Annotated in this window: 20 protein-coding genes; 9 read left to right on the forward strand and 11 right to left on the reverse strand. The window is 60.1% G+C overall.

Features of this window, described 5'->3' with window-relative positions:
• The first annotated feature begins 26 nt into the window (after nt 1-26).
• Genes ABLV04_RS15190 through ABLV04_RS15200 form a run of 3 tightly spaced genes read left to right on the forward strand, consistent with a single transcriptional unit; the run spans nt 27 to nt 1,333 of the window.
• Entirely contained in the window at nt 27-296 is a 270-nt protein-coding gene (locus tag ABLV04_RS15190) for a hypothetical protein (RefSeq protein ID WP_050534187.1), read from the forward strand.
• A 9-nt stretch (nt 297-305) separates the two neighbouring features.
• Nucleotides 306-743 carry a PTS sugar transporter subunit IIA gene (locus ABLV04_RS15195; protein ID WP_004203645.1) on the forward strand — a complete coding sequence of 146 codons (438 nt, stop codon included), beginning with the start codon at nt 306-308 and terminating at the stop codon, nt 741-743.
• On the forward strand, nt 740-1,333 hold the full coding sequence (locus ABLV04_RS15200; protein WP_044520894.1) for an ATPase AAA: 594 nt from the start codon (nt 740-742) through the stop codon (nt 1,331-1,333). The genes ABLV04_RS15195 and ABLV04_RS15200 overlap by 4 nt, the downstream gene beginning before the upstream one ends.
• Here ABLV04_RS15200 and ABLV04_RS15205 read toward each other — a convergent pair.
• Together ABLV04_RS15205 and ABLV04_RS15210 are read right to left on the reverse strand one after the other, a co-directional pair.
• The gene (locus tag ABLV04_RS15205; RefSeq protein WP_180266326.1) at nt 1,330-1,653 is read right to left on the reverse strand and encodes an AzlD domain-containing protein; all 324 of its coding nucleotides are present in this window, start codon (nt 1,651-1,653) and stop codon (nt 1,330-1,332) included. The two genes, ABLV04_RS15200 and ABLV04_RS15205, sit on opposite strands and share 4 nt — an antisense overlap.
• On the reverse strand, nt 1,653-2,312 hold the full coding sequence (locus tag ABLV04_RS15210) for an AzlC family ABC transporter permease (RefSeq protein WP_050534185.1): 660 nt from the start codon (nt 2,310-2,312) through the stop codon (nt 1,653-1,655). The genes ABLV04_RS15205 and ABLV04_RS15210 overlap by 1 nt, the downstream gene beginning before the upstream one ends.
• Nucleotides 2,313-2,412: 100 nt before the next feature.
• Between ABLV04_RS15210 and ABLV04_RS15215 the strand changes: the two genes are divergently transcribed.
• The 5 genes from ABLV04_RS15215 to ABLV04_RS15235 all read left to right on the forward strand — a co-directional run bounded on the left by ABLV04_RS15215 (nt 2,413) and on the right by ABLV04_RS15235 (nt 8,237).
• The gene (locus ABLV04_RS15215; RefSeq protein WP_002882865.1) at nt 2,413-2,961 is read left to right on the forward strand and encodes a helix-turn-helix domain-containing protein; all 549 of its coding nucleotides are present in this window, start codon (nt 2,413-2,415) and stop codon (nt 2,959-2,961) included.
• A 90-nt stretch (nt 2,962-3,051) separates the two neighbouring features.
• Nucleotides 3,052-4,047, forward strand: coding sequence for a substrate-binding domain-containing protein (locus ABLV04_RS15220; protein WP_050534184.1), 996 nt, complete (start codon nt 3,052-3,054; stop codon nt 4,045-4,047).
• Between the two features lie 114 nt (nt 4,048-4,161).
• The gene (locus ABLV04_RS15225) at nt 4,162-6,285 is read left to right on the forward strand and encodes an alpha-galactosidase (RefSeq protein ID WP_180266327.1); all 2,124 of its coding nucleotides are present in this window, start codon (nt 4,162-4,164) and stop codon (nt 6,283-6,285) included.
• A gap of 41 nt (nt 6,286-6,326) precedes the next feature.
• Entirely contained in the window at nt 6,327-7,592 is a 1,266-nt protein-coding gene (locus tag ABLV04_RS15230) for an MFS transporter (RefSeq protein ID WP_023291509.1), read from the forward strand.
• A gap of 51 nt (nt 7,593-7,643) precedes the next feature.
• Nucleotides 7,644-8,237: a maltose acetyltransferase domain-containing protein gene (locus tag ABLV04_RS15235; RefSeq protein ID WP_072414121.1), complete on the forward strand. Its 594-nt coding sequence runs from the start codon at nt 7,644-7,646 to the stop codon at nt 8,235-8,237.
• Between the two features lie 121 nt (nt 8,238-8,358).
• Here the strand turns inward: ABLV04_RS15235 and rhaM are convergent, their stop codons facing one another.
• The 9 genes from rhaM to rhaB form a co-directional block, all read right to left on the reverse strand.
• A complete protein-coding gene (rhaM, locus tag ABLV04_RS15240) occupies nt 8,359-8,673 on the reverse strand; it encodes an L-rhamnose mutarotase (RefSeq protein ID WP_180266328.1) in 315 nt (104 codons plus the stop codon).
• The gene (gene fucO, locus ABLV04_RS15245; RefSeq protein ID WP_180266329.1) at nt 8,670-9,818 is read right to left on the reverse strand and encodes a lactaldehyde reductase; all 1,149 of its coding nucleotides are present in this window, start codon (nt 9,816-9,818) and stop codon (nt 8,670-8,672) included. The genes rhaM and fucO overlap by 4 nt, the downstream gene beginning before the upstream one ends.
• 160 nt (nt 9,819-9,978) lie before the next feature.
• On the reverse strand, nt 9,979-10,983 hold the full coding sequence (locus ABLV04_RS15250; RefSeq protein ID WP_032454468.1) for an ABC transporter permease: 1,005 nt from the start codon (nt 10,981-10,983) through the stop codon (nt 9,979-9,981).
• On the reverse strand, nt 10,980-11,987 hold the full coding sequence (locus tag ABLV04_RS15255) for an ABC transporter permease (protein WP_072096694.1): 1,008 nt from the start codon (nt 11,985-11,987) through the stop codon (nt 10,980-10,982). The genes ABLV04_RS15250 and ABLV04_RS15255 overlap by 4 nt, the downstream gene beginning before the upstream one ends.
• Complete coding sequence (locus tag ABLV04_RS15260) at nt 11,984-13,495, reverse strand: sugar ABC transporter ATP-binding protein (RefSeq protein ID WP_060591305.1); 1,512 nt, start codon at nt 13,493-13,495, stop codon at nt 11,984-11,986. Before ABLV04_RS15260 ends, ABLV04_RS15255 begins: the two co-directional genes overlap by 4 nt.
• Nucleotides 13,496-13,640: 145 nt before the next feature.
• Nucleotides 13,641-14,627 (reverse strand): rhamnose ABC transporter substrate-binding protein, encoded by a 987-nt coding sequence (rhaS, locus tag ABLV04_RS15265; RefSeq protein WP_023291520.1) that lies wholly within the window; start codon nt 14,625-14,627, stop codon nt 13,641-13,643.
• 81 nt (nt 14,628-14,708) lie between these two features.
• Nucleotides 14,709-15,539 carry a rhamnulose-1-phosphate aldolase gene (rhaD, locus tag ABLV04_RS15270; RefSeq protein ID WP_050534179.1) on the reverse strand — a complete coding sequence of 277 codons (831 nt, stop codon included), beginning with the start codon at nt 15,537-15,539 and terminating at the stop codon, nt 14,709-14,711.
• 149 nt (nt 15,540-15,688) lie between these two features.
• Nucleotides 15,689-16,948 (reverse strand): L-rhamnose isomerase, encoded by a 1,260-nt coding sequence (locus ABLV04_RS15275; RefSeq protein ID WP_180266330.1) that lies wholly within the window; start codon nt 16,946-16,948, stop codon nt 15,689-15,691.
• On the reverse strand, nt 16,945-18,411 hold the full coding sequence (rhaB, locus tag ABLV04_RS15280) for a rhamnulokinase (protein WP_101978042.1): 1,467 nt from the start codon (nt 18,409-18,411) through the stop codon (nt 16,945-16,947). Before rhaB ends, ABLV04_RS15275 begins: the two co-directional genes overlap by 4 nt.
• A gap of 310 nt (nt 18,412-18,721) precedes the next feature.
• Between rhaB and rhaS (ABLV04_RS15285) the strand changes: the two genes are divergently transcribed.
• On the forward strand, nt 18,722-19,558 hold the full coding sequence (gene rhaS, locus ABLV04_RS15285) for an HTH-type transcriptional activator RhaS (RefSeq protein WP_004203665.1): 837 nt from the start codon (nt 18,722-18,724) through the stop codon (nt 19,556-19,558).
• The last annotated feature ends 41 nt before the right edge of the window (nt 19,559-19,599 follow it).

Consider the following 19,599-nt stretch of genomic DNA (forward strand, 5'->3'; position numbering starts at 1 on the left):
GTCTTCCGCCAGGGAGGGAACTTGCTATGTTTGAATCATTGAAAACGTTGTGGAAAAAAGAGCAAACCCCGCTGCAGGATTATGATCAACAGTCCCGTCAGTTGGCGGAGGAGATTGCCAGGCTGGAAGGCGCACTACAGCGCCAGCCTGGCAATAGCGAGGTGCAAAAAACATTGATGCTGACTTACAACCGGGCGCTATCCATATATGCCAAAAGCACCACTCACCGGCAGGATATTGATACGCTGTTTCTGCAGATTGATAATTTACGCAATATTATTCGCCGCAATATTTAGGAATACAGAATGACCATAAAAGAACTGCTTATTGAGGCCGATGCTATTCAGGTTGGCGTTGTGGAGTCCGACTGGCAGCGGGTAATAAAGCTGGCTGCCCGCCCGCTGGAGGCAAAAGGCTTTATTTCGACCGAATATAGCCAGGCGGTGATCGACAATACCCTGAACCATGGCGCCTATTACGTTTTCGATGAAGGTATTGCTATCCCCCATGCCCGACCCGAGTGCGGCGTCAGACGCAACTGCTTTAGCCTGGTGCTGTTGGAAAAGCCGATTCCCTTTGCAGACAGTGAAAAGGCCGACATTGTCATTATGTTTGGCGCCCGGGATAGCAATGCGCATATCGAGGAGGGGATCCGCTCCATCGTCGCGCTGCTGGATAACAATGACACGATGGCCAAACTGCGGATGGCCCGCAGCCGGGAGGAGGTTGTCGCATTACTATGAACAGACATCTGACCCCAGTCTGCAAAACGGCTATTTTAATCAACGGCATTCCGGCTTCGGGGAAGAGTACCATCACCCGTTTGCTGGCGGAGACCTTCAGCCTGCCGGTATTGACGATCGACGGCATCAAAGAGCCGTTTATGGCGCGTCTGGCCCCGGTCGACCGGCCAATGAATCGCCAACTGGGCTGTGCGGCGTATGAGGTGATCTGGTCGATTGTCGGCGCATCGCCTGCCAGCATGGTCTGGTTGATCGACGCCTGGTTCGGCTTCCAGCCCCGGGAGACCTTGCAAAAATTGCTGCAGCAGGCGGGCGTGGAGCAGGTGATTGAGATCTGGAACCATATCTCCCCCGAGCTGGCGGTCGCGCGCTATGCCTCGCGGCTGGCGACGCGGTCGCCGGGTCACCCCGGCGAAGAGTATCTGCCGGAGCTGGCCCAGCTGGCCGGGCGTGCGCAGCCCATGTCTTTAGGGCCCCTTCTGACGATAGACCAGCGGCGCCCGCTGGAGATAACGCCGGTTATTCACTGGCTTGAAGGCACAATTAGCGGACAACGCACCGGTCTGGCGAATTTCGCATACCCGTCCTAGGGCATACCCGCCAGCCGCAGCAGCGCCGTCACCACCGCCGCGGCGATAATTACGCCGATCAGCGGCACCTTGCGCCAGGCGAGGAACACGGCGACGACAACGCCCAGAACGCGCGCCATGCCGGCGAAATGCGCGCCTTCATAAAAAGTGGTGGCCAGGGCGACGGAAAAAAGCAGCACCGTCGCCGCATCGGAAAGCAGCGCCTGCGAGCGCTCGGAAAAGGCCAGCTGATTACCAAGCTTCGCGCCGCCAAGACGCATCAGATAGGTTCCCAGCGACAGGATGGCGATACCGGCGATAAACAGCGTCATATTGCCCATTATTTTTTCCTCGACAGTAAACCAAACAGCGAGAGCAGCACCGGCAGCCCGGTAGGCGCAAACGGCACGGCGGCAAGCGCCAGCGCGGCGCCGCTGGCGGCGCGGATCAGCGTGGTACGGTTTTTAAAGGCCGGGATCACCAGCGCCAGCAGGATTGCCGGGAAGACCGCATCAAGCCCGATGGTCTCCGGCGCCGGCAGCAGTTTGCCGACGGCCGCGCCGGTGAGCGTACCCAAAGGCCAGATCAGCGCCACGCCGGCGCCGCACAGCCAGTAGGCCGCTTTGCGCTGCACGGGGGTGGGCTGCGACAAGCCAAAGACCACGCTCTCGTCGTTCATAATGTGGCACCCGATAAAGCTTAAGGCGCGCCGACCCACCAGTTCGCGCACGGTCACCCCGAAAGGGATATGACGCGCGTTGACTAACAGGCCAGCGGCGGCGGCGGCCAGTGGGCTACCGCCGCTGGCGACAATGCCGATAAACATAAATTCAGAGGCGCCCGCCAGCACGGACACCGAAAGCACGAGCGGCACCCATAAGGGGAAGCCGTAAGCCACCGCCAGCGACCCATAGGACATGCCCACCACCCCGACGGCGAGGCAAACTAAAGCAATCGCTTTTATCGTGTCTCCGCTGAGACTGGAGAGAGTTTGTTTCATATCACTTAGCCATATCGAACGAATTTCCATTATAATGAACACATAATGATCGTTTTTCAAGGCGAACGAATCGTTCGATATAAAAAACAAAGGGGCGGGTATGACACAGCCAATCAGCGTTATCGCCAAAAGTCTGGTGCGGGAGCGGGCGCGGACCGGGCTTTCGCTGGCGGAAGTCGCGCGTCGGGCGGGTATCGCCAAATCCACGCTATCGCAACTGGAGTCCGGCAACGGTAATCCTAGTCTGGAAACGCTGTGGTCGCTCTGCGTGGCGCTGGATATTCCATTTGCCCGGCTGCTTGAGCCGCAGGTGAACAAAACGCAGGTGATCCGCCGCGGCGAGGGGACAAAAGTGGTGGCGGAGCAGGCGAACTATCAGGCTATTTTGCTGGCCGCCTGCCCGCCCGGCGCGCGTAGGGACATCTATTTGCTGCTCACCCAGCCCGGCGCCGACCGCATTTCGCATCCGCATCCGCCAGGGTCAGTGGAACATATTATCGTCACTCAGGGGCGCGCGCGGGTAGGATTGACGTCGGCGCCGGAAGAGCTCGGCGAGGGCGACTATATCTGCTACCCGGCGGATCAGGAGCATGTGTTTCAGGCCCTGGAGCCGGATACGCAGGCGCTGCTGATCGCTGAGCAAAACTGACATCGCACCGGCGGGCGTCGCGCTCTCGCTGGACGCCATAGCCGTATTGCGGGACACTAGCCGCATTCTTCCGCGAAGACAGGCATACCTATGTCGCTGAAAGCCATTGCTAAAGAACTTGGGATCTCGGTTACGACCGTCAGCCGCGCGTTAAACGGCTATGATGATGTGTCGCAGGAGACCCGTGCTCGCGTCGAGGCTGAAGCGCAGCGTCGCGGATATCGGCCAAACACGTTCGCGCGTCGCCTGAAAATGGGCAAAATCGACGCCGTTGGCCTCGTGTTCCCCGTGCGCCCCGCGCCGCTGAATAACAACGTCTTTCTCGAAATGGTGGGAGAAATCAGCCACGAACTGGCGCGCTATGAGATTGATTTACTGCTGATCGCCGATGATGAACAGGCCGATAAGCACGGGTATATGCGCATGGTGCAGAGCCGTCGCGTCGATGCGCTGATCGTCGCGCATACCCTGGACGACGACCCGCGCCTGATTCAGCTGCTCTCTTCCGGCTTTCCTTTCCTCGCGCTGGGCCGTAGCCGCCTGCCGCAGCCCTACGCCTGGTTTGATTTCGATAACCAGGCGGGCACCTACCGCGCCACCCGCCATCTGATTAGACAGGGGCATCGGCGCATCGCGCTGCTGAGTGAAAATAATAATCAGGCGTTTATTACCCAACGGCGCAACGGATACCTGGAAGCCCTGCGCGAAGCGGGCCTGGCGGAAACCTGGCTGCGCAGCGTGCCGCCCACCCGCCGCGGCGGGTTTCAGGCAACGATGGAGCTGCTGCGCTTGCCTGAACCGCCAACGGCGATTGTCACCGACTGCAACACCCATGGCGACGGCGCGGCGATGGCCCTGGCTCAGCTCGGGCGTCTTACCGGCGCCGAGCGCGTCTCACTGGTGGTCTACGACGGTTTGCCGCAGGACAGCATCATCGACACCCCGGTAGGCGCAGTGGTTCAGTCCACCCGACAGGGGGTTGGACGCCAGATAGCCACGATGGTCCGCCGCTTAATCGCCGGCGAGGATCTGGCCTCGCTCCAGGTGCTCTGGCAGCCCGAATTCATCCCCGGCGAAACCGCCTGATACCGCTCTCCACAGATTAATTTCCTGAACTCGATCACGGATCCAAAACGTTTTGGTTGGCGTCCGAAACGTTTCGGATCAACAGTAAGGCATTCCTTGAAGTGGAGATGTCTAATGTCTGATTCGATTATACGCCTGCAAAGCGCAGCGGCTGACGTGGTGATCAAAACCCACCCTTTCGCCGAAATTATCTACTGGGGGCCGCATTTAAGCCACTTTTCGCCGCAGGATGCCGACAGCCTGACGCGGCCGGTCGCCAATGGCCGCCTCGACGTCGATTCCCCGGTCACCTTAATGGCGGAGCTGGGTCACGGTCTGTTTGGCGCTCCGGGCATTGAAGGCCATCGCCAGGGGCTGGATGCCTCGCCGATTTTCGCCACCAGCGAAGTGCGGCACGAGGGCCAGACGCTGACCCTGGTCAGCGAAGACCCGCAGGCCGGCCTGCGGTTGTGCAGTGAAATCCAGCTTGATAGCAGCGGCGTGCTGAGCGTGCGCCATGGCGTGACCAATCTGCGCGCCAGCCCATGGCAGGTGGAGCGCCTGGCGGTCACGCTGCCGGTCGCCGAACGCGCTCGCGAGGTAATGGCTTTCCACGGCCGCTGGATCCGCGAGTTTCAGCCTCATCGCCTGACCCTGGAGCACGACAGCTTTGTGCTGGAGAACCGCCGCGGGCGTACCTCTCACGAACATTTCCCGGCCTTGATCACCGGCAGCAACGCCTTTAGCGAGATGCAGGGTGAAGTCTGGGGCGTGCATCTGGGCTGGAGCGGCAACCATCGCCTGCGGGCGGAGGTGAAAACCGATGGCCGCCGCTATCTGCAGGCCGAGGCGCTCTATCTGCCTGGCGAAATGGCGCTGGCGGAAGGGGAAACCTTATGGACGCCGTACCTGTATGCCAGCTACTCGGCGAACGGGCTGAACGGTATGAGCCAGCAGTTCCATCGTTATCTGCGCGAACGGATCATTCGCTTCCCGGGCAACAAGCCGCGCCCGGTGCATCTCAATACCTGGGAGGGGATCTATTTCGACCACGATCCGGACTACATCATGCGCATGGCGGATGAAGCAGCGGCGCTGGGCGTGGAGCGTTTTATCATTGACGACGGCTGGTTTAAAGGACGCAACGACGACTGGGCGGCGCTTGGCGACTGGTATCTCGATGAGGACAAATATCCCCACGGTCTGACGCCGGTTATCGACCACGTGAAATCGCTGGGGATGGAGTTCGGCATCTGGGTGGAGCCTGAGATGATTAACCCGGATTCTGATCTGTTTCGGGCACACCCTGATTGGGTGCTGGCGCTGCCGGGCTATACGCCGCTTCCCGGGCGTCATCAGTTTGTCCTGAACCTGAATATTCCGGAAGCTTTTGATTATCTGCTGGAGCGGATGAGCTGGCTGCTGGGCGAGCACGCGGTGGATTATGTGAAGTGGGATATGAACCGCGAGCTGGTGCAGCCCGGGCATAACGGTAAAGCTGCCGCCGATGCGCAAACCCGCCAGTTCTATCGCCTGCTCGATACGCTGGTGGCCCGCTTCCCGCATATTGAATTTGAATCCTGCTCCTCCGGCGGCGGTCGTATCGATTATGAAGTCCTCAAGCGCAGCCATCGCTTCTGGGCTTCTGACAACAATGACGCCCTTGAACGCAATACCATCCAGCGCGGCATGAGCTACTTCTTCCCGCCGGAGGTGATGGGCGCGCACATCGGTAATCGCCACTGTCATGCCACCTTCCGCCAGCACAGTATCGCCTTCCGCGGCCTGACGGCGCTGTTCGGTCATATGGGGCTTGAGCTGGATCCGGTGAGCGCCGATGAAGAAGAACGCGCCGGGTACCGGAAATACGCGGCCCTGCATAAGCAATGGCGCGACGTGATCCATCACGGCGTGCAGTGGCGGATGGATATGCCGGACGCCACCACCCTTGCCCATGGCGTCGTCAGCCCGGATAAAGCGCAGGCGATTTTCCTCGTCAGCCAGCTGGCGATGCCGGACTACACCCTGATGGCGCCGCTGCGCCTGGCGGGGCTGGAGGCGAGCGCCCGCTATCAGGTGACGCTCCTCGATCATCCGAACATACAGATCACCGGCGAGGGCGGCCACACCATGCGGAAGCTGCCGGCATGGATGACGACGCCGCAGACCGTAAGCGGTGAGTGGCTACAGCAGGCGGGGTTGGCGCTGCCCATCCTCGACCCGGAAAGCGCCATTCTGATTGGCCTGCAACGCGTGTGATGGTACCGGGCCGCGCCGCGGCCCTTCTTGAGGAAAATATAATGAACCCGACCGTCTGTACCCACAAAAACAACCCCAACTTCTGGATTTTCGGGCTGTTCTTCTTTCTCTACTTCTTCATCATGGCCACCTGCTTTCCGTTTCTGCCGATCTGGCTGTCGGACGTCATCGGCCTGAATAAAACCGAAACCGGCCTCGTTTTCTCCAGCCTGTCGCTGTTCGCCATCTGTTTCCAGCCGATCCTCGGGGTGATCTCTGACAAGCTGGGGCTGAAAAAACACCTGATGTGGATCGTGACCGTTCTGCTGGTGTTGATTGCTCCCTTCTTCCTTTATGTTTTCGCTCCGCTGCTGAAAACCAATATCTGGCTCGGGGCGCTGAGCGGCGGCGCTTACATTGGCTTTGTGTTCTCCGCCGGCGCCGGCGCGATGGAGGCCTATATCGAACGGGTAAGCCGCAACAGCGGGTTTGAATACGGCAAGGCGCGCACCTTTGGTTGCCTGGGCTGGGCGCTGTGCGCCACCACGGCGGGGATGCTGTTCAGCGTTAACCCGGAGTGGGTGTTCTGGATGGGCTCGGCCGCCGCGCTGCTGCTGGTGGTGCTGGTGGCTATCGCCAAACCGCAGGCCAGTCAGTCCGCGCAGGTAATGGACTCGCTCGGCGCCAATCGCCCGGCGATCGATTTAAAAACGGCGGTGCGCATGTTCCGCCAGCGGAAGATGTGGATGTTTATTCTGTACGTCATCGGCGTGGCCTGCGTGTATGACGTTTTCGATCAGCAGTTCGCCACCTTCTTCAAATCGTTCTTCGCGACCCCGGAAGCAGGCACCCGTGCCTTTGGTTTCGCCACCACCGCGGGAGAAATTTGTAACGCCATCATTATGTTCAGCTCGCCGTGGATTATTAACCGCATCGGGGCGAAGAATACCTTGCTGATTGCCGGGATGGTGATGGCGGCAAGAATGATTGGCTCTTCCTTCGCCACCACCGCCGCGGAAGTGGTGGCGCTGAAAATGCTCCATGCGCTGGAGGTGCCGTTCCTGCTGGTGGGCGCCTTTAAATATATTACCGGCGTGTTTGACGTCCGGCTGTCGGCGACCATTTACCTGGTGGGCTTCCAGTTCGCCAAGCAGGTGGCGGCGATCTTCCTCTCCGCCTTCGCCGGGAATATGTATGATCGGATTGGTTTCCAGGAGACTTATATGATCCTCGGCGGTATTGCCCTCACCGTCACTTTAATATCGGCGTTTACGTTAGCGGGTAAGACGAAAACTGAGCCGCTGCGCGATAATGCGATGACGGTTTAATTATCAACATTCCGTGGCACAGGATGGTGCCTGACAGAGAAGGAAGAGGTCATGATGGATATGAAAAAACGTATGAACAGCGGTGAGCTTTACCTGGATGCAGGATATGGTTTGCCGGAGCAGCGGCTGATGGGTAAAGCGCGGGCCTATGAATATAATCATTCGCATCCGTTTAATCAGGAATTGCGCAACGATATTATTCAGCGCATGTTCGCGAAGGTCGGCGAACAATGCTGGATAGAGCCGCCGATCAATATTGCCTATGGGATCCATACGACGATTGGTGATAATTTTTATGCCAATTTTAACCTCACGCTGGTCGACGATGCGGACATTATCATCGGCAATAACGTCATGTTTGCGCCAAATGTCACTATCTCCACCGCCGGGCATCCCATCCACCCCGCGCTGCGCCATACGCATCAACAGTTTTCATTACCGGTGGTGATTGAAGATGGGGTCTGGTTAGGCACGGGGGTGATTATTAATCCCGGGGTAACGATTGGCCAGAATTCAGTCATAGGCGCGGGCAGTGTGGTCAATCGCTCCATACCGGCGAATGTGGTTGCCGCAGGCGTACCTTGCCGGGTATTAAGAGAAATTACCGATGCGGATAAAGACAAATACGTACTTTTTCCCGGATGATGGGCGAGAAAAACTGGGGGCGCAAAGGATCGTGTTCCCTGTTTTGCATTACCGCCGTTGAAACGGCCTCCAGCACGCATGGCGGGAGGCCGGGGAAGGTACTCTCCGGCGTCGTGGGGGTTCACGCCAGATAAAACACTTCTTTGAGCTTCGCGCTCAGCGGGCTGTTGTCCGGGTTGCTGGGCATCACCTCGCGCATGTATTTCCACCAGCGCTGGCACACTTCCGTGCTGGCGACCGCCTCCCAGCGGGCTTCCGACTCAATCTCCACCGTGGCGAACAGCAGGTGGCGTTCTTTATCGAGATAGATGGCGTAGTGGTGCGCGCCGTGGGCTTTCAGCGTAGCCTCCAGCTCCGGCCAGATGGGGTTATGACGGCGCTGGTACTCCTCGTGCGCGTCGGGGTTCACCTGCATGACAAAGGCTTTACGGATCATAATGCCTCCAGATAGAGCTCGCGGACCTCATCGCGGCTGGCGGGGCGCGGGTTACATGGCGCGCACGGGTCGGCCAGCGCTTTGTCCAGCCAGCCTTCGATATCGGCTTTGCTGACGCCAAGCTGGCTGAAGCCCTGGGGGATCCCCACGCGTTTGCTCAGCGCGCGAATGGCGTTGATGGCCTCCATGCTGGCGGCTTCATCGCTCATGCCGCGGGTATCGACACCCATCGCCTGCGCCACGCGGGCGAAGCGCGCCACGGCGTTCGGGCGGTTAAAGTTTTCGATGATCGGCAGCAGGATGGCGTTGCACACCCCGTGCGGCAGGTTGTGGGTGGCGCCAGGCTGATGGGCCAGGGCGTGTACCAGCCCGAGGCCGGCGCTGTTGAACGCCATGCCCGCCAGATACTGGCCAAACGCCATCTGCTCGCGGGCCTGCAGATCGTGTCCATCGTCTACCGCTTTCGGCAGCCACAGGTTGATCAGGCGGATGGCCTCGAGGGCGTTGGCGTCGGTCAGGGGATGGGCGCCAACGGAGACAAAGGCCTCGATGGCGTGGGTCAGGGCGTCCATGCCGGTGGCGGCGGTAACGGCTGGCGGGATGTCGAGCATCACGCTGGCGTCGTCGACGGCGATATCCGGGATCAGGTTCGGGTCGATAATCACCTCTTTTACCTGACGCTCGCTATCGATAATCACTGCGTTGCTGGTCATCTCCGCCGCCGTGCCGGCAGTGGTGTTGATGGCCACCAGCGGCACGCCAGCGTTTTTCACTTTGCCGACGCCGGAATAGGCTGTGGAGGGGCCAGGGTTGGCGGTGAGGATTTTTATCGCCTTGGCGGTATCAATCGGGCTGCCGCCGCCGAAGGCGATCAGGTAATCGCAGCGGGCCGCCTGGTACGCCGCATAGCCTTGCTGCACCAGCGCTTCGGTAGGGTTGGGGAACACGTCGTCAAACAGCTGATATGCCATCTGCTGTTCATCCAGCGCGGAAAACAGACTGTCCAGCAGGCCCAGCGTCACCAGCTGCCCGTCGGTGACGATCAGCGCTTTACCCCACCCTTTACCTGCCACCAGCTTAACCATATCACCGATTGCGCCCGCGCCGTGGAGGCTGATTTTGGGTAGTGCCAACATAAAACTCATGATAATTCTCCTTAATGTTGATTTGGGTAATCCGTTTCCCTTCACCCACTCCCGGGTCGCGGCTGGCGCCTTACCCGGGCTACAGGTTCACTGGCGTCTGCAGGCCGGTAGCCAGGACAGGTGCGTAGCACCGCCTCCGGGATTTAGGGTGAAGGGGAAATTAACATCGTCTTCGCTGCAGCATCCGCCGGGTCATAATCGGCAGGGAGATAACCACGATCAGCATCGCGCCGATAATCACCGACATCACGATGCCGGGGACGTTGAGCAGGCTCAGGCCGAAGGTCACCAGCCCCATCAGAAAGGCGGCGATGATCACCCCGGGCATGCTGCCGGAGCCGCCGAGAATATTGACGCCGCCGAGCACCGCCATGGTGACAACCGCCAGCTCCCAGCCCATCGCCAGGGTAGGGCGGGTACTGCCGAGCCGTGAGGTCAGCAGGACCGCCGCCAGTCCGGCCATCAGCCCGACCAGCGCGAACAGCGCCAGGTTATGGCGCTTCACGTTGATCCCGGAGTACCAGGCGCCGGTCGGATTATTGCCGATGGCGTAGGTCCGGCGACCAAAGTTGGTTTTATGCAGCAAGAAGGTGAAGGCGGCCGCGAGGAGGATAAACAGCGCAAACTCAAAAGAGAGCGCGCCCCACACGTACCCCTGGCCGAACCAGGCAAAGCTCTCCGGGTAGTGGTTGAGCGCCTGATCGCCCAGCAGGATATAGGTGATGCCGCGATACAGGCTCATGGTGCCGATGGTGATCACGATCGACGACAGGTTAAAACGCGTCACCAGGATACCGTTGAACAGGCCGCACAGCAGACCCACGCCCAACCCGACCAATACCAGCAGCGGCGTATCCATCCCCGCCGCCGCGCAGAAGCCCATCACCGTTGAGCTGAGCGCCATCGTCGAGGCTACCGACAGATCGATTTCCCGGGCGATAATCAGCATCGCCATCGGCAGGACGACGATCGCCTTCTCGGTAAAGGTGAAGGTGGCGTCCGACAGGTTCCAGATATTAAGGAAATAAGGGGAAGCCAGGGCGTTGCCGATAAATACCGCCAGGGTGACCGCCAGTAAAAACCCTTCCCAGCACAGCAGGCGGCGCAGCGGCGACGGCGCGGCCGGGGCGTTTTTCATCTCTTCAGATACCATCATCTTGCTCATGATTTCACCCCCTGTTTCTGCCGGGCTAGCGCCGCGTTACGCAGGATTAACCGCCCGTGACCGCGATTGCCGCGCTCGTTAAGCAGCACCGCCATGACGATCACCGCCCCGGAAATCGCCATTTGCCAGAACGGCGAGATGCCGATCACCGGCAGGGCATTATTGATGACGCCGAGGAACAGCGCGCCGCACAGGCAGCCCAGCACCCGTCCGCTTCCGCCCATGGTGCTGATACCGCCGATCACGCAGGCGGCGACCACCTGCAGTTCAAAGCCGTTCGCTACGTCGACATAGGCGACGGCGAAGCGCGAGATCCACAGATAGCCGCAGAAGCCGGCCAGCGCGCCGGAGAGACAGAAGCTGACGAACTGCATTTTCCCGGCGTTAATACCGGTGTAGTACGCCGCCGTCGCGTTGCCGCCTGCGGTGTATAAGGCCCGGCCGGTGCGGCTGTAGCGCAGGAAATAACCCACCAGCAGCAGCGCGGCGATGGCGCACCAGCTCAGCAGCGGCAATCCCAGGAGGGCGCTGCGCGGCAGACTGAGGAAATCAGCGCTCATCTGATGTGAGTTAACCCAGCCGCCGTCGGTCAGCAGAAAGATAATGCCGCGATAAATGCTCATGGTGCCCAGGGTCACCACGATGGCGGGAATGCCGAGGCGCCAGACCAGCAGGCCGTTAATCACCCCCATCAGCAGGCCCAGCAGGGTTGCCAGCGCCAGCAGCGCCACCACCGGAATACCCGGATAGTGGGCGTTAAGCAGGGCGACGATCATCCCGGTCAGCGCCAGGTTGGCGGCCATCGACAGATCGATGCCTTTGGTGAGCAGCACCATCATCTGCCCGAGGGCGAGGATGATAAGGATGGCGGTATCGTTAAACATCTCCACCAGATTGCCCGGTGAAACGAACGATGGCGCTCGGCTGCCAATGGCGCCGATCATCAAAATGATGACCACCGCCAGCAGCGCTTCGCGATGCTTCAGCCATGCGTGTCCCATCATGCTGCCTCCTGGCCAATGCCGCTGGCGGCGCTAACGATGGTTTCCGCCGTCGCTTCCCCGGCCCGGTACTCGGCGACCATCAGCCCTTCGTGCATCACGATAATCCGGTCGGCCATGCCCATCACTTCGGGCAACTCTGACGAGACCATAATCACCGCCAGCCCCTGGCTGACCAGCTCGGACATAAACTGATGCACGGCGGCTTTAGAGCCGATATCGATGCCTTTGGTCGGCTCGTCGAGGATAATCACCTCGGGATGGGTCGCCAGCCATTTGCCGATCACCACTTTCTGCTGGTTGCCGCCGGAGAGGGTCTCCACCGGCTGCCGCCAGCTGAAGGCTTTAACCTGCAGGCGCGAGGCGTACTCGTCCGCCAGCCGCCATTCCCGGGCGTCGTTCAGGACGCCGTTAGGGTTGAGCTTACTGAGCTGCGGCAGACTGATGTTTTGGGCGATGGGCAGGGCGATGATCGCCCCCTGTTTCTGCCGCTCTTCCGGTACGCAGACGATGCCCGCGCGGATGGCGTCGGCGGGCTGGCGAAAGCGCATGGGGCTGCCGTTCAGCCGGATCTCGCCGGAGGAGGGATGCGTTACGCCGGAGAGTGCCTGCATCAGCTCGGTGCGTCCGGCGCCCACCAGGCCGTAAAAGCCTAGAATTTCTCCCTTGCGCAGGCTGAAGCTGATGTGGGCAAACTCGGTAGGATGACAAAGATCGTTTACCTCCAGCACAGTTTCTCCGGGCGTGCAGTCGACTTTCGGGTAGGTTTGGTCGATTGCCCGGCCCACCATCATCGACACCATCCGCTCTTCGGTGATATCGCTCATCGCCCCGGAGCTGACGTAAACGCCGTCGCGCAGGATGGTGTAATAGTCGGCCAGCTCGAAAATTTCATCGAACTTATGCGAGATAAACAGGATCGCTTTCCCGTCCTGCTTCAGACGCTCAACGATCTGATAAAACTCCAGAATTTCATGTTGCGAGAGCGCGGCGGTCGGCTCATCCAGGATCACCACCTGGGCGTCGAAAGCCAACGCCCGGGCAATCGCCACCATGTGCCGTTGGGCGATGCTGAGCGTTTTCAGCGTGGCGCGCGGGTCGATCAGAACTTCAAGCCGGGCGAGGATCTCGCCAGCCCGGCGATGCATCGCGGGCCAGTCGAGCGTTTTGAACAGCCCCTTATACAGATACTGGCCGACGAAAATGTTTTCGCTGACCGAGAGTTCGTCAAACAGCACGGTTTCCTGGTGAATGGCGGTGATCCCTACCTTGTGCGCCGATTCCGGCGTCGGCAGATGAATGGGGATCGCTTTATAGAGGATCTCCCCCTCTTCGGGCTGATAAATACCGGTCATGACTTTGACCAGCGTGGATTTCCCCGCGCCGTTTTCGCCGATGAGGGCGGTCACTTTGCCGGGCCAGAGATCAAGCTGTACGTTCTCAAGGGCACGCACACCGGGAAAAATCTTGGTGATCCCCTTCAGCGACAGCAGTGGCGTTGATGCTGACATGATAGTTCTCCGTAAAATCGCCCCTCACCTTAACTCTCTCCCCAAAGGGGAGAGGGAACGGTCCGGCGCCCGCTGGCCGCATCGCGCAGAGGGCCAGTCGTTGCCCCTCTCCCTCTGGGAGAGGGCCGGGGTGAGGGAACAAGGGTTAGAAAATCTTCGAGAACTTATCGATGTTGCTCGCATCGTAGACAAACGGCTCGGCCATCGCGCCATTCCCCTCGGCATCCAGCTTCACTTTGCCCAGCTTGCCCATACTGGCTTCGGTTTTGGTCGCGGTGCCTTTGACTAAATCGTCGGCCAGATAGGTGGCGGCGTAGCCCAGGTCAATCGGGTTCCAGATGGCGAAACTTTTGCTGGCGCCAGACTTGATCGCGCCGGCCATTTCCGACGGCAGCCCCAGCCCGGTGACATACACTTTGCCGATTTTGCCCTGGTCCTTCACCGCCTGCGCGGCGGCCACAATCCCCACCGATGACGGCGAAACAATGACTTTCAGGTCCGGATATGATTTCAGCAGGCCCACCGCTTCGCGGTAGCTTTTATCCGACAGATCGTCACCGTAGGCGACCGTGACAAGGTGTACGGACGGATACTGCGGCAGCACCTTTTTCATCTCCTCAATCCAGATATTCTGGTTAGTGGAGGTCGGAGTGGCGCTTAACACTGCCACATCCCCCTTCTCCACGTTCAGCGCCTTCAGCGCATCGGCGGCGAGCTTGACGTTGGTCTCGCCAATTAAGGCGTTATTGGAGGGATTAAGATGGATTTGGCGGCCTGCCGGCGCCACGCCGGAGTCCCACGAGACCACCTTGATGCCGCGCTGCATCGCTTTTTTCAGCACCGGCACCACCGCGTCCGGATCGTTAGCGGAAATGGCGATCGCATCCACCCCCTGGGCGATCAACCCGTTCAGCACGTCGATCTGCGCTTCGGCGGTAGTGGTGGTCGGGCCGGTGTAGATCACTTTGACATCACCTAACTCTTTGGCTGCCTGTTGGGCGCCAACGTTGGCGGCTTCGAAGAAGCCATTTCCCAGCGATTTCGCCACGAGGGCGATTTTGACTTCTGCTAAGGCGGAACCGGACAACGCCAGGGCGGCAACGGTGAGGATCAAGCTTGTCTTTGTTTTCATTGCTTTTACTCCACATGAGTCAGTTTTGTAGGGTTTGCAGGTGAGGCTTCGCCCCGTCTCGGTGAGCGGGGCGCGATGTTGTTATGGATAAAGATCTAACGCGGACTGCAGCGGCTGCACGTTGAAGCGTTTGCCAAGGGCGATAAGCTCTTCGCGAGTGATGGTCTGCTTCATACCGCCCATGGACAAGACTTTCACCAGCACTTCGGCGGACTTCTCGGCGGTGTCGATCAGGCCGAAGGTCTCATCCAGGGTTGGGCCGCTGCCGAAGACGCCGTGGAACGGCCACAGCACCAGCGAGTGTTTTTGCATGGTTTCCGCAGTCGCCTGGCCGATTTCATCGGTGCCTGGCACCATCCACGGCAGAATGCCGACGCCATCCGGGAAGACCACCAGACATTCGGTGCTGCCTTCCCACAACTTGCGGGTGAACAGATCGCTGTGGTTCTCCAGGACGTAGGTCAGGGCAATCAGGTTGGTGGCATGACAGTGCATGATCACCCGGTCCTTGCCGTCGGTCAGTTTGATGCGCTCGCTGTGCGACAGGAAGTGTGCCGGCAGCTCGGAGGTCGGCACTGCATCCTCCGTCAGGCCCCACAGGATATGGTATCCCGCGCCGTCGCTGTCGACTTTCACCACGCCAAGGTTAGCGGCCGGGTCGAGCTGGACATTACGGAAGAATTTGCCGGAGCCGGTGACGATAAACGGCTGGTTAGCCAGGGTTGGCATCGGCTGGCTGAGGGCGATATAGCGTGGTTTAGCGTGGAAATCCGCCACGTAAGGTTCGATATCCGCCTCATCCAGACGCAGCGTCAGGTTGCCGCCGTTGCGCTCGTCCCAGCCCTTCAGCCAGGCGTCGGAGGTGGCTTTGATCATGCCCTGGACGAACCAGGCGTCGATAATGGTCTGCATAGTCTTGTCTTTCCTGTTGATTCGGTGAGGGGTTGACCCCCTCACCCTAAATATGTGCGTGCCCCCGGATTGCGCCGTAAACGGCTTATCCGGGCTACCGGTTCGTCGCCCGGGTAAGGCGTCAGCCGCGACCCGGGGAAGCCCGTGCATTACCCGCGCTGGCTCAGAACCGCATTCTCATAAGCCCGCACGTTGTCCAGCCACTGGCTGCCCGCCGGCGTGTCGTGACGCTGGCAGTACATCTCCCAGATGGCCTGCCACGGCAGGGATTTTTGCTCTTCGAGCAGCGCCAGGCGGGCGGTGTAATCGCCGTCGTTCTCCAGCTGGCGCAGCTGATCGGTCGGTTCCAGCAGGGCGCGCAGCAGCGCTTTTTTCATATTGCGGGTACCAATCACCCAGGCCGCGATGCGGTTGATGGAGGCATCGAAGAAGTCGAGGCCGATGTGCACGCGGTCAAACAGGTTATGGCGAATGATTTCGCTGGCGATGGCCTGGGTCTCATCATCCAGCAGCACCACGTGGTCGCTGTCCCAGCGCACCGGGCGGCTGACGTGCAGTAGCAGACGCGGGATGTAGAGCATGGCGGCGGAGATCTTGTCGGAGATGACCTCCGTCGGGTGGAAGTGGCCGGCATCCAGGCACAGCGCCGTCTGGCGGCTGGTGGCGTAGCCCATATAGAACTCGTTGGAGCCGACGGTGTAGCTTTCGGCGCCGATACCGAACAGCTTGCTCTCCACAGCGTCAATGTGATGCGCCGGGTCGAATTTTTCGCTGATGACTTCATCCAGCGCGTTCAGCAGCCGCTGGCGCGGCGCGAAGCGGTCAACGGTAATGTCCTTCATGCCGTCCGGCACCCAGATATTCATCACCGACGGGGTGCCCAGCTGTTCGCCAAAATAAGCGGATACGCGGCGGCTGGCTTTGCAATGGTCGATCCAGAACTGGCGGATCTCATCGTTGGCATGCGACAAGGTAAAGCCGTCGGCGCTCAGCGGATGCGAGAAGCAGGAGGGGTTGAAATCCAGCCCCAGTTTGTTGGTTTTCGCCCACTCAACCCAGTTTTTAAAGTGCTTCGGCTTAATCTCATTGCGCGCCACCGGCGCGTCGGATTCCAGATAAATAGCGTGCAGGTTGAGACGCTTTGGCCCCGGGATCAGGCTCAGCGCCTGCTCAAGGTCGGCGCGTAGCTCCTGAGCATTGCGCGCTTTGCCCGGGTAGTTGCCGGTGGCCTGGATGCCGCCGGTCAGGCTTCCCGCCGGATTTTCGAACCCGGCGACGTCGTCACCCTGCCAGCAGTGCATGGATACGGGCAGACGGTCCAGCTGGCGCAGGGCCTCCTCGACATCCACGCCGACGGCGGCGTAGCGCTGCTTAGCAATTTCCCAGGCTTGTTCAAGTTGAGTGGTCATGCGCAAAGCTCCTTGGTCTGTTGTGGCTGAAACTGCGCCACGAAACGGGCAATTTCACTATCAGGATTGGGGGTAAAGGTGGTGAGGGACGCGTTGCCGCGCACCACCTGACGAAACTCATCGACGCTGGCCAGCTCGTCGAGGGTCATTAGCTGGATGCCGATATTGCCGAGGGTGGAGGCCTCTGTCGGGCCGGCCACGACGGTGATCCCGCAGGCGTCGGCGCACAGCTGGTTGAGCAGTTCGTTCTGGCAGCCGCCGCCGACGATATGCAGCTGGCTGAAGGGCTGGCCGCGCAGCGCCGCCAGCTCGTTAAGCACCCGGGCGTAGAGCAGCGCCAGGCTGTCGAAAATGCAGCGCGCCAGTTCGGCGTCGCTGTCAGGCACCGGCTGACCGGATCCGCGGCAGGCGGCCTGGATCTCGGCGCTCATACTGGCCGGGTTGATAAAGCGGTCGTCATTGCAGTCAATGATGAAGCGGCACGCCGGCAGCGCGGCGGTGCGGGCGATTAGCCCCTGCAGGTCGCTGACGTTTTGCTCTTTCAGCACCCGCTGCAGCAGCCACAGGCCCATAATATTTTTCAGCACCCGATAGCGGCCTTCGGCCCCGCCTTCGTTGGTGATATTGGCCTGCAGCGCCGCGTCGCAGGTGTACGGGGTCAGGCTTTCAAACCCCATCAGCGACCAGGTCCCGGAGGAGAGATAGGCGGCATGGCGGTCGGCCAGCGGGGAGGCGATCACCGCGCTGGCGGTGTCGTGGCTGGCGACGGCGACCACCGGGATGTTATTACCCTGCGGACAAATCCAGTGGCCGATAACGTTGCCGGGATGCGTCGGCGCACCGAACCATTCGCGCGGCGCGCCGGTCCAGTTCAGCAGCGTCTCATCCCAGCTATCGCTGTGGATGTTGACCAGCTGGGTGGTGGTGGCGTTGGTATATTCCCAGTTCAGATTGCCGGTCAGGCGGAAGCTGAAATAGTCGGGGATCAGCACGGCATGGGCGGCCTGACTGACCAGCTCCGGCTGCTGCTCCACCAGGGCGCGCAGCTGATAAAGGGTGTTAAACGGCAGAAACTGAATGCCGCTGCGGCGATAGATCTCCGCCCGGCCCAGCTGTTCTTCAGCGTGACGTAGCAGGCCCTGGGTGCGGTCGTCACGATAGGAGACCGGCAGCCCGACGCGCTGACCCTGCTTATCCAGCAGGACATAATCCACGCCCCAGGTATCGATGCCGATGCTGTCGATCAGGATGCCCTGCTCACACACTTTCTCCAGCCCGCGGCGGATCTCGCCTTCGAGGCTATCGAGATCCCAGCAGTCGAAGCCATCCACCTTCTGCAGGCTGTTGGTGAAGCGATGAATTTCACGCAGCGTCAGGGCGCGCGGCCCGGACTGATAGCTGGCGAGCATGACCCGCCCGCTGGAGGCGCCTAAATCGACGGCGACACAATGACGAATACTCATGGAACGACCCTTCTTAAAATCATTGTCCGCAGTCTAAAAAAGGGCGCTGACTAACACCTTCTCGCTACGGACAGCCGAAACTGGCCGCTGGCAAGAAAGCAAAGGTGACCGTGAGGAAAATCACAAATTGCGGTTTTGGGCGGTGGTGAGGAGGATGTGATGGGGTCCGCAGTTCCGCATCTTTCCGGCTGATTCTTGAAAAAGCGGCAGGATTTACGAATTTCGCGGTCAAAAATTGAAGGCCGGATAGCCAACCCTTCATTACTATCAGCCGGTGACTGATAATTTTTCTCATTACGAGGGTGGCATCATGACCATATTGCACAGTACGGATTTCTTTAAGGCCGGGATCTCGACGGTGGCTATTGAACCCCGCCTCCCTCAGTCGGCCTTTCCGGAGCATCACCATGATTTCCATGAAATTGTCATCGTGGAGCAGGGCACGGGCATTCACGTCTTCAATGGCCAGCCTTATACCATCGGCGGCGGCTCGGTCTGCTTTATTCGCGATCACGACCGGCATCTTTACGAGCACACGGACAATCTGTGTCTGACCAACGTGCTCTATCGCGCGCCGGATGCGTTTCGTTTTCTCGCCGGGGTCAGCCAGCTGCTGCCCCAGGAGCAAGAGGGCAACTACCCGTCGCACTGGCGGGTAAACCAGACGGTCCTGCAGCAGGTGCGGCATATCGTGGCGCAGATGGAGGCCATGGGGAGCGAAACGGATACCCATGCCGTCGCCAGCCGTGAGATCCTGTTTATGCAGCTGCTGGTGCTGCTGCGGAAAAGCAGCCTTGCGGAAGAGGCCACCAACAACGATGCGCGGCTGAATCAGCTGCTGGCCTGGCTGGAAGACCATTTTGCGCAGGAGATCTGCTGGGAGGAGGTGGCGGCGCAGTTTTCGCTGTCGCTGCGTACTCTACACCGCCAGCTGAAGCAGCAGACCGGCCTGACGCCGCAGCGCTATCTCAATCGGGTGCGCCTGATGAAAGCCCGCCACCTGCTGCGCCACAGCGATGAAAGCGTGACTGATATCGCCTATCGCTGCGGATTCGGCGACAGTAACCACTTTTCGACGCTTTTTCGCCGCGAGTTTTCCTGGTCGCCGCGCGATATCCGCCAGGGGCGCGACGCTATTCTTCAGTAACGCGAGAGGAGTCAACGTATTGCGGACCAAAAACGCGAATA

Origin of the sequence: Klebsiella sp. JN_Kp127, from assembly GCF_040062505.1 — a bacterium.
Lineage (GTDB): Bacteria > Pseudomonadota > Gammaproteobacteria > Enterobacterales > Enterobacteriaceae > Klebsiella > Klebsiella quasipneumoniae.

What these genes read in the sequence shown, in the direction of transcription:
- rhaM (WP_180266328.1), bottom strand. Translation starts at nt 8,673, where the DNA reads ATGATCCGTAAAGCCTTTGTCATGCAGGTGAACCCCGACGCGCACGAG.
- rhaS (WP_004203665.1), top strand. Translation starts at nt 18,722, where the DNA reads ATGACCATATTGCACAGTACGGATTTCTTTAAGGCCGGGATCTCGACG.
- ABLV04_RS15250 (WP_032454468.1), bottom strand. Translation starts at nt 10,983, where the DNA reads ATGAGCAAGATGATGGTATCTGAAGAGATGAAAAACGCCCCGGCCGCG.
- ABLV04_RS15215 (WP_002882865.1), top strand. Translation starts at nt 2,413, where the DNA reads ATGACACAGCCAATCAGCGTTATCGCCAAAAGTCTGGTGCGGGAGCGG.
- ABLV04_RS15205 (WP_180266326.1), bottom strand. Translation starts at nt 1,653, where the DNA reads ATGGGCAATATGACGCTGTTTATCGCCGGTATCGCCATCCTGTCGCTG.
- ABLV04_RS15210 (WP_050534185.1), bottom strand. Translation starts at nt 2,312, where the DNA reads ATGAAACAAACTCTCTCCAGTCTCAGCGGAGACACGATAAAAGCGATT.
- ABLV04_RS15275 (WP_180266330.1), bottom strand. Translation starts at nt 16,948, where the DNA reads ATGACCACTCAACTTGAACAAGCCTGGGAAATTGCTAAGCAGCGCTAC.
- rhaD (WP_050534179.1), bottom strand. Translation starts at nt 15,539, where the DNA reads ATGCAGACCATTATCGACGCCTGGTTCGTCCAGGGCATGATCAAAGCC.
- ABLV04_RS15255 (WP_072096694.1), bottom strand. Translation starts at nt 11,987, where the DNA reads ATGATGGGACACGCATGGCTGAAGCATCGCGAAGCGCTGCTGGCGGTG.
- fucO (WP_180266329.1), bottom strand. Translation starts at nt 9,818, where the DNA reads ATGAGTTTTATGTTGGCACTACCCAAAATCAGCCTCCACGGCGCGGGC.
- ABLV04_RS15230 (WP_023291509.1), top strand. Translation starts at nt 6,327, where the DNA reads ATGAACCCGACCGTCTGTACCCACAAAAACAACCCCAACTTCTGGATT.
- ABLV04_RS15195 (WP_004203645.1), top strand. Translation starts at nt 306, where the DNA reads ATGACCATAAAAGAACTGCTTATTGAGGCCGATGCTATTCAGGTTGGC.
- ABLV04_RS15225 (WP_180266327.1), top strand. Translation starts at nt 4,162, where the DNA reads ATGTCTGATTCGATTATACGCCTGCAAAGCGCAGCGGCTGACGTGGTG.
- rhaB (WP_101978042.1), bottom strand. Translation starts at nt 18,411, where the DNA reads ATGAGTATTCGTCATTGTGTCGCCGTCGATTTAGGCGCCTCCAGCGGG.
- ABLV04_RS15190 (WP_050534187.1), top strand. Translation starts at nt 27, where the DNA reads ATGTTTGAATCATTGAAAACGTTGTGGAAAAAAGAGCAAACCCCGCTG.
- ABLV04_RS15235 (WP_072414121.1), top strand. Translation starts at nt 7,644, where the DNA reads ATGATGGATATGAAAAAACGTATGAACAGCGGTGAGCTTTACCTGGAT.
- ABLV04_RS15260 (WP_060591305.1), bottom strand. Translation starts at nt 13,495, where the DNA reads ATGTCAGCATCAACGCCACTGCTGTCGCTGAAGGGGATCACCAAGATT.
- ABLV04_RS15200 (WP_044520894.1), top strand. Translation starts at nt 740, where the DNA reads ATGAACAGACATCTGACCCCAGTCTGCAAAACGGCTATTTTAATCAAC.
- ABLV04_RS15220 (WP_050534184.1), top strand. Translation starts at nt 3,052, where the DNA reads ATGTCGCTGAAAGCCATTGCTAAAGAACTTGGGATCTCGGTTACGACC.
- rhaS (WP_023291520.1), bottom strand. Translation starts at nt 14,627, where the DNA reads ATGAAAACAAAGACAAGCTTGATCCTCACCGTTGCCGCCCTGGCGTTG.